This is a genomic window from Candidatus Paceibacterota bacterium, assembly GCA_035452965.1.
GTDB lineage: Bacteria > Verrucomicrobiota > Verrucomicrobiia > Limisphaerales > UBA8199 > UBA8199.
In genome coordinates this window covers 21431-34681 of record DAOTCE010000024.1, presented here as the reverse complement: position 1 = coordinate 34681, position 13251 = coordinate 21431, and the positions used below count along the sequence as shown (strand labels likewise).

Sequence of the window (13251 nt, the reverse complement as noted above, 5' to 3'; positions counted from 1 at the left end):
ATTCGGTCCAGGCATAGGAGGCTCTCTCATGGATGGCGGCGCCAATTGTCTGCCTTCTGTCGGCCTGTTCACCTACGTAAATGGCACCTGTAAGCCCCCCTGTGAGCTTGAATGTGGTTTCCCTCAGGTGGGACGTGGGCTGACATGCCCGACACGGCAATTCGATCAGGCGGACTGCCTGGCTTGCACGCCAGGCGTGCCATGGACCTGGCGCGAGAGCCCGAGGGCCAGGCCGGCGGCGATGCTGAGGCTGCCGAAGAGATGGCCCCAGTGGAGCGTCTCATGGACCCAAAGCGCGGCGATCAGGACGCCGAAGACGGATTGGACGAAGATGGTGAGGGCGGCGACGTTAACAGGGCATTCGCGGATAATGATCAGCCAGAGGGTGTAGCCGCCGACGGTGCAGATGATGGCCAGGGCAAGAAGCAGCCACCAGGCCTGAATTGGCACCCTCTGGGCAGCGTGAAAGGTCTCTGGCCCGTCAACGAGCAGGTTGGCAACTGTCCCCGCCACCAGGGACATGGCTACGATCTTGGCGCCGCTGGCGCGAGCGACAATAGGTTTGCCGATGATGGAATAGGCGGCTTCGCATACGAAAGATGAGACAAAGATGAGGCTGGGCGCGAGGCCGGCCCATTGAAAATCACCGCGCCAGACACGGTTGAGGAGGGCGACTCCAAATATCCCGAGGGCGAAACCTGCCAGACGGCGCGGGCCCAACTGCTCGCGCAGGAAGAAGGCCGCCGCCGCCGATGTGAAGAGGGGCTCGATGGCCATGAGGACGGCCGAGTTGCCGGCCGTGCCGATCTCGTTGGCGTAGGTCTGCAGCCGCTGTCCCAGCGCGAAGTGCAGCACCCCCATGAGGCAGGCATCGAAGAGGTCCCGCCCCCGCGGCGCCGGCCCGCGCAGGAGCGGCCAGAGCGGGAGGAAGCACAGCGCCGCCAGGCCGAAGCGCAGAGTGACGATGCCGCCAGGGGTAAGGTACTGCCCCAGGACTTTGTTGGCGGAATATACGCAACCCCAGAAGAGGTTGAGCACCAACAATAACATCAAATACGACGGCTTCATACGTGTCCAAAGAGCGTAGAACAGAATCGGTTAGGGCCGGGTCTGGCAAGCTTTCATTGGCCTGTTTGCGCGCATGACCCAGATAGGCGTTTACTTGCGGGCTATTCCCTGACTAGTCTGTGTGGCCTCGATTGTGATGAATAAGTTCGTTGTTCTGATAGTTATCGCAGTTCTTGGAGCGGGCGGTTACTATGGCTGGAATCGTTGGCAGAAGGCCAGCCAGACCAGCGTCGCCTCCACCCGCCCCACGACTGCGACGGTGGAGTTGCGCAACATCAGCTTCTCGGTGAATGCGGCGGGGGAGATTGCGCCCGCCGAGCAGGTGTCGGTCCGCCCGGAAATCAACGGGCTGATTGATGAACTGCCGGTAGATGTCGGCGATTCCGTTAAAAAGGACGCCCTGCTATTCAAGCTGGACGACAAGCTGCTCAAACAGCAGCGGGCTGCAAATCAGACTGATATTGAGAAGGCGAAGCTGAGCCTGGAGAAGGCGGAGCGCGACTACAAGCGGGCGCAGCAACTGCTGGCCGAGAAACTCATTTCACAGGAGCTATACGACGACACCAAGACCACCTACGACCTGGCCAAGAACGCTCTTGAACGCACGGAGCGCGACCTGGCTCTGACCGATGAGCAGCTGACCAAAACCGAGGTGCGGGCCCCGTTTGCCTGCACCGTGTTGACCCGGCCGGTCTCGATGGGTCAGGCGGTGTCCGGCTCGGGCGGCTTCAACAGCGGCACCGAGGTGCTCACCATCGCCGACCTTAACTCGATGATCATCAACGCGCAGGTCAACCAGGCGGATGTGCCCCGGCTCAAAGTAGGTGGGATGGTCGAGGTGACGGTGGAGGCGGTGCCGGGCTTGAGCGTCACGGGCCTGGTGGAGCGCGTCTTTCCCCAAGCCACCATCAAGAACAATATTAAGGGCTACCCCGCCCGCATCCTGTTGAAAAATGTCGACCCCCGCATTCGCCCGGGCATGACCGCGAACGTTCAGATCCCCGTGGCGTCAGCGGACAACGTGACAGCCGTGCCCCTGGCCGCGGTGTTTACGGAGAAAATGTCGGAAGGCGGCCAGATGGAGCGCTTTGTTTACGTGCAGCAGGGAGAGACGTTCCAGAAGCGCAACGTGAAGGTGGGCGTTTCGGATTTCTTTTATGCGGAAATACAGGATGGCCTCAAGGAAGGCGAGGTCGTCGCGCTGGAGCTGCCCAAAGAAGCACGTGAGAACAAGGCGGGGAAAGCGACTGCGCAACGCAAAGGCGGTAGCGAGGGCGCAGGCGGTTCCGGCACCAACCTCAATACCGCCTCCGAGCGCGCGCCGGCAGGCGCCGGAAAAACCGACCGGCCACCCGGTAAAAAAGGCCCCGGTCCGAGCGCGGGCAGCGCCTCGCGTTGAGCTGGTCCGCGTTTCACCCTTCACGCATCACGCCCATGGCATTGGTCGAAGTCCGCAACGTCAGCAAGGTTTACCACCTTGGCGATGAGGAAATCCGGGCGCTCGACGACGTTAGCCTCGACATTGGGGAAGGCGAGTTTATCTCCATTATCGGTCCGTCAGGCAGCGGGAAGTCCACCTTGATGCACATCCTGGGGTGCCTGGACTCGCCCAGCAAGGGGACGATCCAGCTTGACGGGGTGATGATTCAGGATGCCACTTCGCGGCAGCTTGCAGCCATCCGCAACCAGAAAATCGGGTTCGTGTTTCAGTTCTTCAACCTGCTGCCGAAGCTAAATGTTGTCCAGAATGTCGAGCTGCCGATGATCTATAGCGGCATCTCCGCGCGGGAGCGGCGCGCGCGGGCCGCGGAAGCCTTAAGGCTGGTGGACATGGCCAACCGCGCCAGGCACCGTCCCAGCCAGCTCTCGGGGGGGCAGCAACAGCGCGCCGCCATCGCGCGGGCCCTCGTCAACAACCCGCGAATCATCTTCGCCGACGAGCCAACCGGCAATCTCGACTCGCATACCGGAGACGCCATCCTGCAACTCTTCCGCAAGCTCAGCCAGGAGGGCCGCACGATCGTGCTGGTCACCCACGACCCTGAGATTGCCGCGGTCACACCGCGTCGCATAGAGATCCGCGACGGCAAGATCGCGGCCCAGGTGGATTTGACCCTGGCCGGGCTGGCGGGTCCGGGGCAATCCGCCGGCGCGACGGTGCCGGCACAGCCATGAGCGCGCGGCGGGCCAATACCTCACCTGAGGTGTTCCAGCATTCCTGGGGGCAGCTTGGCATCACCATCCTCGCGGGCATGCGGGAGATTTGGGCGCACAAGTTCCGGTCGCTGCTGACGATGCTGGGAATCATTCTTGGCGTCTCCAGTCTCGTAGCTATGTCGGCCCTGGTGGCGGGCATGGAGAAGGGAGCCAAAGAGGCGCTGGTGGCCATCGGCGGGCTGGAACGGGTGAGCATCGAACCACAGAACCTCCCGATTGAGCAGCGCCATCTCTCCGACCAGGCCGTCGGCATCACCATCAACGACGTGCAGGCTCTGCAACAAAGCGCCCCGTTGGTGACGCGCTTCTCGCCGGAAATGCGCATCTCCGCCACCCTCACGGCCAAGGGGAAGAGCTTCCGACCCTGGAATTGCGTTGGCGTTTGGCCTGCAGCCTTGGAGCTATATGAGCACGTGGTCGAGCACGGCCGGATGTTCAACGAGCTGGATGATGAAATGGCCCGCAACGTCTGCGTCATCGGTACCGCCGCGCGTGACGAATTGTGGGGCGCGCCGGAGAAGATTGGCCGCGAAATCATCCCGATCGGTGAAACCCTTTTCATCAATGGCGTGCCCTTCACGATCGTGGGCATGTTCCAGCACTACGAGAGCGAGCAGGACCGCAAGGCGCGGTTGCTCGCCCAAAGCCAGGCCGGCCAGCAGCAGGCGGGAGGCGTCGTTCGCAGTCGCGGCTGGGGCAGCACTCGGCGGGGCAGCAGCTTCGTTTTCTACCTCAAGAACGCCACGGTCTTCATCCCCCTGAACACGGTGTGGATGAAGTTCCGGTCCGGAGCGACCCAGGTTATGCTGTCTTCTGGTGGCGGCAGCCGTACCATTACCAGCACAAGCGGCGACCCGCGGCTCTCGGGCTTGTCGGTGAAGATCGCCAGCGTGGACCTGCTGTCGGAGGCGTTGCAGCAGATTCGCAACGTCCTCATGTCCACCCACAAAGGCATCGAAGACTTCGGTTTCCGAACTCAGGAGGACTGGGCCGACCAAATCAACACCTTCATCCGCAACGCCCGGTGGAGCGGCGGCCTCATCGCCGGGATCAGCCTGCTGGTTGGTGGCATTGGCATCATGAACATCATGCTGGCCAGCATCTCGGAACGCGTGCGCGAAATCGGGATCCGCAAATCTGTCGGCGCCTCCACCGGCGACGTCTTTGTCCAAATCCTCGTTGAATCCGTGGTGATTGCCATCCTTGGTGGTCTGGTTGGTCTGGCCGCCTCCTTCGCCCTGGTGGACTTGCTCAGCCTGATCTCCCCGACGGAAAACGCGCCCATCGTCGGCCTGACCGCGCTCATGGTGGCCTTCGGCGCCAGCGTACTGGTCGGAATTCTGGCGGGGATCTTCCCGGCGATCAAAGCGGCTAACCTCAATCCCATACAGGCGTTACGGTACGAATGATCCTGCCTAACACCATCGTCGTCGGCCTCAAGGAAGTGTGGGCACACAAGTTCCGCTCCCTGTTGACCATGCTGGGCATCATTCTCGGCGTTGCCAGCCTGGTTGGCTTTGCCGCAATCATCAAGGGCATGGAGAACGGCATGCGGGAGACCATGATCGCCATGGGTGGCGCGGACCGGGTCAACGTGGACGACCAGGACGTGCCCGCCGAGCAGGAACATCTGGCCGATCAGGCGCCAGGCAACACCATGGTTGACGTCACGGCGCTGCGCAGCAGCGCTCCGCTCATGCGTTTGGTGTCGCCCAAGATGGATGTGGATGACGTGATCGTGACCCGGGGCGACAAGACGTTCCGGGCCTGGGACGCCGCCGGCGTATGGCCGGCCGCCATGGAGGTTTACCTCCATACGCTGGAGCATGGTCGTTTCTTCACCGACCTGGACGAGGAAAACGCCAACCCGGTTTGCGTCATCGGCACTGCCGTTCGCGACGAGCTGTTCGGGTCGCCGGAGCAAATCGGGCGTGAGATCATCCCGGTCGGCGAGAGCATCAACCTCAACGGGCAGCCCTTCACAATTGTGGGCATGTTCACCCGCTACGAGAGCGAACAGGCAAGGAAAGAGCGCGAGTTGGCCGGGCAGCGGCCGAGCGGACCGCAGTCCGGCCCCGCCCGGCTGAAAGCCCGGCACCGAAGCGGCAATTGGGCCTTCGACCATAAGAATGAGACCATATACATGCCGCTCAACACCGCCTGGGTCCGGTTCCGCTCCGCCGGGGACGAGAGCGGCATCCCGGACAATCGGCTTGACGACATTGGCCTAAAGGTAACCGGACTCGACCAAATGGAGGCGGCACTGCAGCAGACCCGCAATGTCCTCATGCTGACGCATCGCGGCATTGAGGATTTCCGGTTCCGCACCCAGGAAAACCAAATGGAGGCCATTGATAAGCAAATTCGCAACGCGCGCATGAGTGGTGGGGTCATTGCGGCAATCAGCCTGCTCGTGGGCGGAATCGGCATCATGAACATCATGCTCGCCAGCATCAACGAACGCATCCGCGAGATCGGCATCTGCAAGGCGGTTGGCGCGACCGGTCTGTCCGTCTTTACCCAGGTGCTCGTCGAGAGCATCGTCATTGCTCTGCTCGGCGCGGCATTGGGCGTGGTAGCGTCCTACGGCTTTGTGAGAGTGCTGGAGCAGATCAGCCCAACGGCCAACGCGCCGGTCATCACCCCGGCCGCCATGATTGTCGCCGTTGCCTTCAGTGCCGCCGTGGGAGTCTGCGCCGGGCTCTTCCCCGCGCTCAAAGCGGCCCGCCTTGATCCAATTCAAGCGCTCAGGTACGAATAGCGGACTTTGGCTCAGAATTCACTGGCACGATGGCGCCAATGTCGGATGGAACGACCGCAAGATGCGCTGCTCCAACCTGCCCGAACTCAATCGTTACTTCCGCCGCAAGTACCGGAAGGGGTGGAGCGTTTAGACCAGCTGCGGGGATCACAGACTTTGAGGCAAGACCACGCCTTTTTCTGTCGTGGTCTGAACAATTTTGGTGTCAGTGCAGCTTGGTCTTCCACGATCCAAGCGGCAAGATATCTCCCCTCAGGTCAGGCAGGATGCCCGCCGCTACCTGGTGGCAGAGATAGGCTGTACGTGGACAGCCACCACGTTGTGGCCCTGATTGACACCTTCTCCGTGTTCTCGTAATTTGCGTCAATGCAAACAACATTTGCTCGGCATGCTTTGGAAGGCGACGGGGGAGATGCCGCCCCTGCTCCCGGGCGTGCCGGGCGGGGGCGGCGCAGCGCCCGGGACGCTCAAGCCAGGGAGCCGGCGCTGAGGTCCCGCGGCAGCAGTGGAATCAATGCGGACCGCAATCTGGTCGAGGCGCTGAGCAATTCCAAGATCTTCCAGGATTACGAGCGCGCCTTTACCGAGGCCACAGGCCTGCCCGTGGCGTTGAGAGCGGTGGAATCCTGGCAGCTTCCCCATCATGGTCATCGCAACGAAAGCCCCTTCTGCGCCCTGGTAGTGGAAACCAGCCGTGCCTGCGCCTCCTGCTTGCAGGTCCAGGAAAGACTGGCGGCCGGCGCGGTGGACGAAGCGCACACCGTAAATTGTCCCGCGGGCCTATGCGACACCGCGGTGCCGGTGCGTCTGGGCGATCGCCTGATCGGCTTCCTGCAGACGGGCCAGCTTTTCCGCAAGGCCCCCAGCCGAAAGCAGTTCCAACGCACGCTTCGCCTGGTCTCCGAATGGGGCGTGAATGCGGATCCCCGCAAGCTTGAGCGGGCCTATTTCGCCACCCGCGTAGTGCCTAACAAGAAGCACGAGGCGGTCGTGAGACTTCTCAGCATCTTTGCGCAGCACCTCTCGATGCTCAGCAACCAGGTTGTCCTCCAACAAGAGAACGCCGAGCCTCCAGTGATCACCCGCGCCAAAGAGTACATCCAGCAGCACCAAACTGAGCACCTCCGCCTCGGACACGTTGCTCGAGCCGTCAATACCAGCACCTTCTACTTCTGCAAGATGTTCAAACAGGTTACTGGCATTAACTTCACGGACTACCTCTCGCGCGTGCGCATCGAGAAGGCCAAGAACCTTCTGCTCAACCCGAATTTGCGCGTGAGCGAGATTGCTTTCGAGGTCGGCTTTCAGTCCCTGACCCACTTCAACCGGGTATTCAAGAAGATCCTCGGCCAGTCGCCTACCGAGTATCGCGCTCAGTTGCTGGGCACGAGCTGAACATTGGACAGGCCGGGTAAGTTCGCCCTGGAGCATCGCCGCTGGACTGCCGGCTTGTGTGCCGCCTCAGTCGTCCTTATCCTCTTGCAGATGATGCGGCTCTCAATCCCTGCCCGGCGCTCTTCATGATCGAAGCTAGCCGACTGACCAAGATCTTCCCCGATAAGAAGCGCGGCCAAATCCGGGCCGTGGACGATGTCAGTTTTCACTGCGAACCGGGACAAATATTTGGCCTGCTCGGCGTCAACGGTGCCGGGAAGACAACCTGCCTGCGCCTGTTAGGCACCATTCTCCAACCCACCTCCGGCACCGCCCGTGTCGCCGGTTTCGATGTAACCGCGGAGCCGGAACGCGTGCGCGCACACATTGGTTTTCTCTCGACCGCTACGGCGCTTTACGGGCGGCTGACCGCCCAGGAAACGGTCGAGTATTTCGGCCGGTTGCACGGCGTGGCGGAGCTGGTCTTGCGCGAGCGTCTGGAAAGCATCTTCGCAACGCTGGACATGGATGAATTCCGGCATCGCCGCTGCGACCAACTCTCTAGCGGCATGAAACAAAAGGTCTCAATCGCCCGCACACTGGTGCATGACCCGCCGGTGATGATCTTCGACGAGCCAACCCACGGCCTGGACGTGTTGACGGCGCGAACGGTGGTCGGCTTCATCCATGATTGTCGCGCGCGCGGCAAGACGGTCATCTTCTCCACGCACGTGATGCGCGAAGCCGAGAAGCTCTGTGACCGGATCGCCATCATTCACAACGGGCGCATGATGGCCGAGGGCACGCTGGCAGAACTGCGAGAGCAGACGGGCGCGCAGGACCTGGACGACGTATTTGTGAAGCTGGTGGAGGAGAAATGACGACCTTGCGCAGCGTTGGCGTTGTTTATCGAAAGGAGCTGCTCGATTCGCTGCGGGACCGGCGGACAATTATCTCGATGATCGTGGTGCCGTTGATCGCCATCCCGGCGCTCACGCTGGGCATGGGAGTGCTGGCGGTCCGGCTGGTAACTCAAGCGCAGCAAGAGATCCCCAGGGTTATGGTGCTCGGCGGCGAGGATTCTACGCAGACCCTGGCCGCATTGCGCGCGCTGAAGACGATTCAGGTCGTCCCTGCCAGCCAGGACTACACCAATTTGATATCGAACAAGAAGGTTCGTGCCGCCGTCGAGATTCCCGCCGGGTTCGACGATGCCCTTCGCACCGGAGAGAAGAAGACGGTGCACATTTACATTTACGAAGGGGAGATGAAATCCTCCTTCGGGGCGCAGCCAATCGAGGAGTTCTTTCGCCAGTTGAGCGACCGAACGTTGAGCAAGCGCCTCGCCGCGCACAACTTCCCTGAGCGGTTGCTCAAGCCCTTCGACATACGACAGACTAACGTGGCGCCGCCCAAGAAAGTCAGTGGCAATCTTCTTGGAGCGTTTATCCCCTACCTCCTTATTCTGATGTGCATGACCGGCGCGATTTACCCTTCCGTTGATTTGACCGCCGGCGAAAAGGAGCGCGGGACAATAGAGACTCTCTTGTGCAGTCCGGTTGCCCGCACGCACTTGGTGTACGGGAAATGCCTGATGGTGCTGACCGCTTCGCTCGTCACCACCTTGCTGTCGCTCTGCAGCCTGGGGGCGTCCTTTGCGCTGGTTAAGCGATTGGCCACCGGCGGGGGCCGCGAAGCGCTGCCCCTGCCCCTGACGATGGACCTGTCCTCCCTGGCAGCCGTGTTTGTGATGATGCTGCCGATGGCCCTGCTCTTTTCCGCCGTAATGCTGGCGATTGGCTTGTTCTCCCGCACCACCAAGGAGGCGCACAGTTACTTGCAGCCGCTGCTGCTCGTCACCATCATGCCGGCGGTGGCGTCGATGCTGCCCGGCGTGGAGCTTAACAGCCGCCTGGCGGTTATCCCGGTGGTGAACCTCAGCCTCGTGAGCAAGGAAATTCTCTCCGGCACCTTTCATTGGAACTACATCGCGTTGATCTTCGCCTCGACCTGCATATACGCTGCCGGCGCCCTGGCGGCCGCTGTGGCGATGTTCAAACGCGAAGGCGTTTTGTTCCGCACCTAAACTGCTGGATCATCACCTAAGCCGGCATTTGCATGCCATTTGTTTTTGCTTTGCTAATGGCCCGGTCACCGCGCAATATATGGTGAAGATTTGCCAACGCCGGTGAAGTCGGGCCTACGTCCCGCCGGCAGACTGCAGTCGGTTGCTCCATTTCCAGAATGAGGAAACGCACATCATGGCGGGAGAAACTCGCGGACAGCAAAGGCCTGCCGCGAGTGGTTAAGATCGCGCCCGGAATGAGCGCACGGTGGGGCCGCGGCACTGTCGTTATCCCGGCTCCTCTGGAGGTGGATGCGCTGATGAAGCGTGTGCCGCGTGGCAAGCTTACGACCATCAACGAGATTCGCGCCGCTCTTGCCCGAAAGCACCGAGCCACCATCGGCTGTCCCATGACCACAGGAATCTTCGCATGGATTGCCGCTAACGCCGCCCAGGAAGCGGCGGCGGCCGGACAAAAAGCCGTAACCCCGTATTGGCGCACGCTAAAGACCGGCGGTGAACTTAACGCCAAGTATCCCGGCGGCATTAGCGGCTTGAGCCGGCGGCTGCGGGCTGAGGGCCATAGGATTTTAACTCGTGGAAAGAGGCGCTTTGTCGCCGACTTCCAGCAACAACTCATCACATTCAGCACTACAAATTCCCAATGAATACGCCCGTAACCTCTACCATTCAAAAGCCGTTTAGCTCCGCCGACCGTCAAATGGACCGCCATCCGCTGGATGCCATCTTCATGCCGAAATCGGTTGCGGTCGTCGGGGCTACCGAAAAGCCCGGCAGCGTCGGTCGCACTGTCCTGTGGAACCTGATGAACACGCCCTTCGGCGGCCCCATCTATCCGGTCAACCCCACCCGCCCCAGCGTGCTCGGTATCAAGGCCTACCCCAAGCTGGCTAGCCTTCCGGAGAAGCCTGACCTGGTCGTGGTCACCACACCGGCCGCGATTATCCCCGGTATTATTGGCGAGGCCGCTGACCTGGGCATTCCCGGCGCGGTGGTGATTTCCGCGGGCTTCAAGGAAACAGGTCCGGCAGGGGTTGAGCTCGAGCGGCAGTTGCTGGCCCATGTCCGTCGCGGCAACATGCGGCTCGTCGGCCCGAACTGCCTGGGAGTGATGAACCCCATCAGCGGCGTCAATGCCACCTTCGCCGCCGGTATCGCCCGCCGCGGCAACGTTGCTTTCATCAGCCAATCCGGCGCTTTGTGCACCGCCGTGCTCGACTGGTCCCTGCGCGAAATGGTCGGCTTCAGCGCCTTCGTCTCCATCGGCTCGATGCTCGACGTGGGCTGGGGCGACCTCATCAGCTACTATGGCGATGATCCGAATACCAAGAGCATCGTCCTCTATATGGAGACCATCGGCGATGCCCGGGCCTTCCTGTCCGCCGCCCGCGAGGTGGCCTTGACCAAGCCGATTATTGTCATTAAGCCCGGCCGCACCGAGGGCGCCGCCAAGGCTGCTGCATCTCACACCGGTTCGCTCACCGGCTCAGACGACGTTCTCGAGGCGGCCTTCAAACGCTGCGGCGTGCTGCGCGTGGACACTATTTCCGACCTGTTCCACATGTCCGAAGTCCTCGCCAAGCAGCCCCGCCCCCAGGGCAACCGGCTCACCATCATCACCAACGCTGGCGGGCCAGGCGTGTTGGCCACCGATGCGTTGTTGACCAGTGGTGGCGCCCTGGCCGAGGTGTCCAAGGAAACGATGGAAGAGTTGAACAAGTTCCTGCCGGCGGTCTGGAGCCATAACAATCCCATTGACGTTATTGGAGACGCCAGCGCGGAACTTTACGCAAAGACCCTCGAAGTGGCTGGCCGGGATCCGAATAACGACGGCCTGCTGGTCATCCTCACTCCCCAGGCCATGACCGATGCCACTGCCACCGCCGAGAAGCTCAAGGCTTTCGGCCACATCGAGGGCAAACCAGTGCTGGCCAGTTGGATGGGAGGCGATGAGATCGCCGCCGGCGAGGCCATCCTCAACCGCGCTGACATCCCGACCTTCGCGTATCCCGATACTGCCGCGATGGTCTTCTCGTCCATGTGGCAATACGCCGAGAACTTGCGCGCCCTTTACGAAACGCCCCTGCCTTCTGCCGATCCCGCCGACCTCGAATCCGGCCGGGCCAAGGCCCAGAAACTGGTGGAGGCCGTTAAGAAAGCTGGCCGCACCATCCTCACCGAGGCGGAGTCCAAAGAACTCCTCGATTGCTACGGCATCCCAACCGTCATCACCAAGATCGCGAAGACCGAGGCGGAGGCTGCCGCGCTCGCTAGGGAAATCGGCTTCCCTGCCGTCCTCAAGCTCTACTCGGAAACCATCACCCATAAGACCGATGTCGGCGGCGTCCAATTGAACCTCAAGGACGAGGCTGACGTGCGCCGGGCGTTCAACGACATCAGAACCTCGGTCACCCAGAAGAAGGGCGCTGAACACTTCCAGGGCGTCACCGTTCAGAAGATGATCAAGCTCGGCGACGGCTACGAGATCATCCTGGGCAGCAGCATAGACCCGCAATTTGGACCGGTGCTGCTGTTCGGCATGGGCGGCCAGCTAGTTGAAGTGTTCAAGGACAAAGCCTTGTCGCTGCCGCCGCTCAATACCACCCTCGCTCGCCGCATGATGGAGCGCACCAAGATTTATCACGCCCTCAAAGGCGTGCGCGGCCGCAAACCCGTGGACCTGGCTGCCCTCGAGAAACTCATGGTCGGCTTCAGCCAGCTCGTCGCCGAGCAACGCTGGATCAAGGAAATTGACATCAACCCGCTCTTTGCCTCCAGCGATGACCTCGTTGCGCTCGATGCCCGCGTCATCCTCCACGATCCCAAAACCACCGAGGAGCAACTGCCCAAGCTGGCCATTCGGCCCTACCCGACTCAATACGTTGGCGGCTGGAAGATGAAGGATGGCCGCAAGGTGACCATTCGCCCTATCCGCCCCGAGGATGAGCCGGTCATCGTCAAGTTCCACGAGGGCCTCTCCGAGCGCAGCGTCTACCTGCGCTACTTCAGTCCGCTCAAGCTCCAGCAGCGCGTTGCCCACACCCGCCTCATCCGCATTTGCTTCAACGACTACGACCGCGAAATCGCGCTTGTCGCCGAGCACAAGAACGGGGAAGGCCAGTTGGAGATCGTCGCCGTGGCGCGGCTCAGCAAGCTGCACAGCACCAGCGTCGGTGAGTTCGCCGTCGTAGTGACCGACCAATGCCAACGTAAAGGCCTGGGCACGGAGCTGACCCAGCGCCTCATCCAGATCGCCAAGATCGAGAAGCTCACCCGGCTGGTCGCCTACACCCTGCGCGAGAACAAGGAAATGCAGCAGATGTGCAAGAAGGTCGGCTTCGAGGTTCGCACCCCCGTCGGCGAGTCTGAGTGCGTCATTGAGATGAAGCTCTGAGGGCGTCGCGCGAGTGGTGCCCAATGAATGCGGGTTTCACGCGAAGCCTGCAGCGTCTGGTCATAAGGGCTGCATACTTATCTCTCTTGCCGTCTCCAGAATATGGACAGTGCGCGGGTCAGGAAGTGAGATAGTCCATCTGGGTTGTGCGGGTGGCAATCACCGTTGGCGCTTTCCGAGAATCCGTGATGGACCTCTTTTGGCGACACCGTTTTCTGTTTGCCTACCGGGCGGGATTGCGCGCAAAATAGGGTGAAGTTTTGCCAATGGCGGTGAAGTGCCTGGGCGAGCGCCCGGGCACATTGCTGCCGCCGGGACCGAGGATTCGCAATTCTCGCGGGGAGACCGCCA

Annotated in this window: 10 protein-coding genes; 9 read left to right on the top strand and 1 reads right to left on the bottom strand. The window is 61.5% G+C overall.

Features of this window, described 5'->3' with window-relative positions; genetic code table 11:
- Window positions 1–165 precede the first annotated feature (165 nt).
- Window positions 166–1068: a DMT family transporter gene (locus P5205_16065; protein ID HSA11876.1), complete on the bottom strand. Its 903-nt coding sequence runs from the start codon at window positions 1066–1068 to the stop codon at window positions 166–168.
- A gap of 136 nt (window positions 1069–1204) precedes the next feature.
- Between P5205_16065 and P5205_16060 the strand changes: the two genes are divergently transcribed.
- The 9 genes from P5205_16060 (at window position 1205) to P5205_16020 (ending at window position 12900) form a co-directional block, all read left to right on the top strand.
- Window positions 1205–2467, top strand: coding sequence for an efflux RND transporter periplasmic adaptor subunit (locus tag P5205_16060; GenBank protein ID HSA11875.1), 1263 nt, complete (start codon window positions 1205–1207; stop codon window positions 2465–2467).
- Between the two features lie 35 nt (window positions 2468–2502).
- Window positions 2503–3243 carry an ABC transporter ATP-binding protein gene (locus tag P5205_16055; GenBank protein ID HSA11874.1) on the top strand — a complete coding sequence of 247 codons (741 nt, stop codon included), beginning with the start codon at window positions 2503–2505 and terminating at the stop codon, window positions 3241–3243.
- Entirely contained in the window at window positions 3240–4694 is a 1455-nt protein-coding gene (locus tag P5205_16050) for an ABC transporter permease (GenBank protein HSA11873.1), read from the top strand. Before P5205_16055 ends, P5205_16050 begins: the two co-directional genes overlap by 4 nt.
- Window positions 4691–6046 (top strand): ABC transporter permease, encoded by a 1356-nt coding sequence (locus P5205_16045; GenBank protein HSA11872.1) that lies wholly within the window; start codon window positions 4691–4693, stop codon window positions 6044–6046. The genes P5205_16050 and P5205_16045 overlap by 4 nt, the downstream gene beginning before the upstream one ends.
- A 366-nt stretch (window positions 6047–6412) precedes the next feature.
- The gene (locus P5205_16040; GenBank protein ID HSA11871.1) at window positions 6413–7441 is read left to right on the top strand and encodes a helix-turn-helix domain-containing protein; all 1029 of its coding nucleotides are present in this window, start codon (window positions 6413–6415) and stop codon (window positions 7439–7441) included.
- Between the two features lie 125 nt (window positions 7442–7566).
- Complete coding sequence (locus P5205_16035) at window positions 7567–8301, top strand: ATP-binding cassette domain-containing protein (GenBank protein ID HSA11870.1); 735 nt, start codon at window positions 7567–7569, stop codon at window positions 8299–8301.
- Complete coding sequence (locus P5205_16030) at window positions 8298–9506, top strand: ABC transporter permease (protein HSA11869.1); 1209 nt, start codon at window positions 8298–8300, stop codon at window positions 9504–9506. The genes P5205_16035 and P5205_16030 overlap by 4 nt, the downstream gene beginning before the upstream one ends.
- 158 nt (window positions 9507–9664) lie before the next feature.
- Window positions 9665–10153: an MGMT family protein gene (locus P5205_16025; GenBank protein ID HSA11868.1), complete on the top strand. Its 489-nt coding sequence runs from the start codon at window positions 9665–9667 to the stop codon at window positions 10151–10153.
- 53 nt (window positions 10154–10206) lie between these two features.
- Complete coding sequence (locus tag P5205_16020; protein ID HSA11867.1) at window positions 10207–12900, top strand: bifunctional acetate--CoA ligase family protein/GNAT family N-acetyltransferase; 2694 nt, start codon at window positions 10207–10209, stop codon at window positions 12898–12900.
- Window positions 12901–13251: the final 351 nt, after the last annotated feature.

Bases quoted from the DNA above. Each gene is read 5' to 3' on its own strand.
- P5205_16040 (HSA11871.1), top strand. From the start codon at position 6,413: ATGCAAACAACATTTGCTCGGCATGCTTTGGAAGGCGACGGGGGAGAT.
- P5205_16020 (HSA11867.1), top strand. From the start codon at position 10,207: ATGGACCGCCATCCGCTGGATGCCATCTTCATGCCGAAATCGGTTGCG.
- P5205_16045 (HSA11872.1), top strand. From the start codon at position 4,691: ATGATCCTGCCTAACACCATCGTCGTCGGCCTCAAGGAAGTGTGGGCA.
- P5205_16030 (HSA11869.1), top strand. From the start codon at position 8,298: ATGACGACCTTGCGCAGCGTTGGCGTTGTTTATCGAAAGGAGCTGCTC.
- P5205_16055 (HSA11874.1), top strand. From the start codon at position 2,503: ATGGCATTGGTCGAAGTCCGCAACGTCAGCAAGGTTTACCACCTTGGC.
- P5205_16025 (HSA11868.1), top strand. From the start codon at position 9,665: ATGAGGAAACGCACATCATGGCGGGAGAAACTCGCGGACAGCAAAGGC.
- P5205_16060 (HSA11875.1), top strand. From the start codon at position 1,205: ATGAATAAGTTCGTTGTTCTGATAGTTATCGCAGTTCTTGGAGCGGGC.
- P5205_16050 (HSA11873.1), top strand. From the start codon at position 3,240: ATGAGCGCGCGGCGGGCCAATACCTCACCTGAGGTGTTCCAGCATTCC.
- P5205_16065 (HSA11876.1), bottom strand. From the start codon at position 1,068: ATGAAGCCGTCGTATTTGATGTTATTGTTGGTGCTCAACCTCTTCTGG.
- P5205_16035 (HSA11870.1), top strand. From the start codon at position 7,567: ATGATCGAAGCTAGCCGACTGACCAAGATCTTCCCCGATAAGAAGCGC.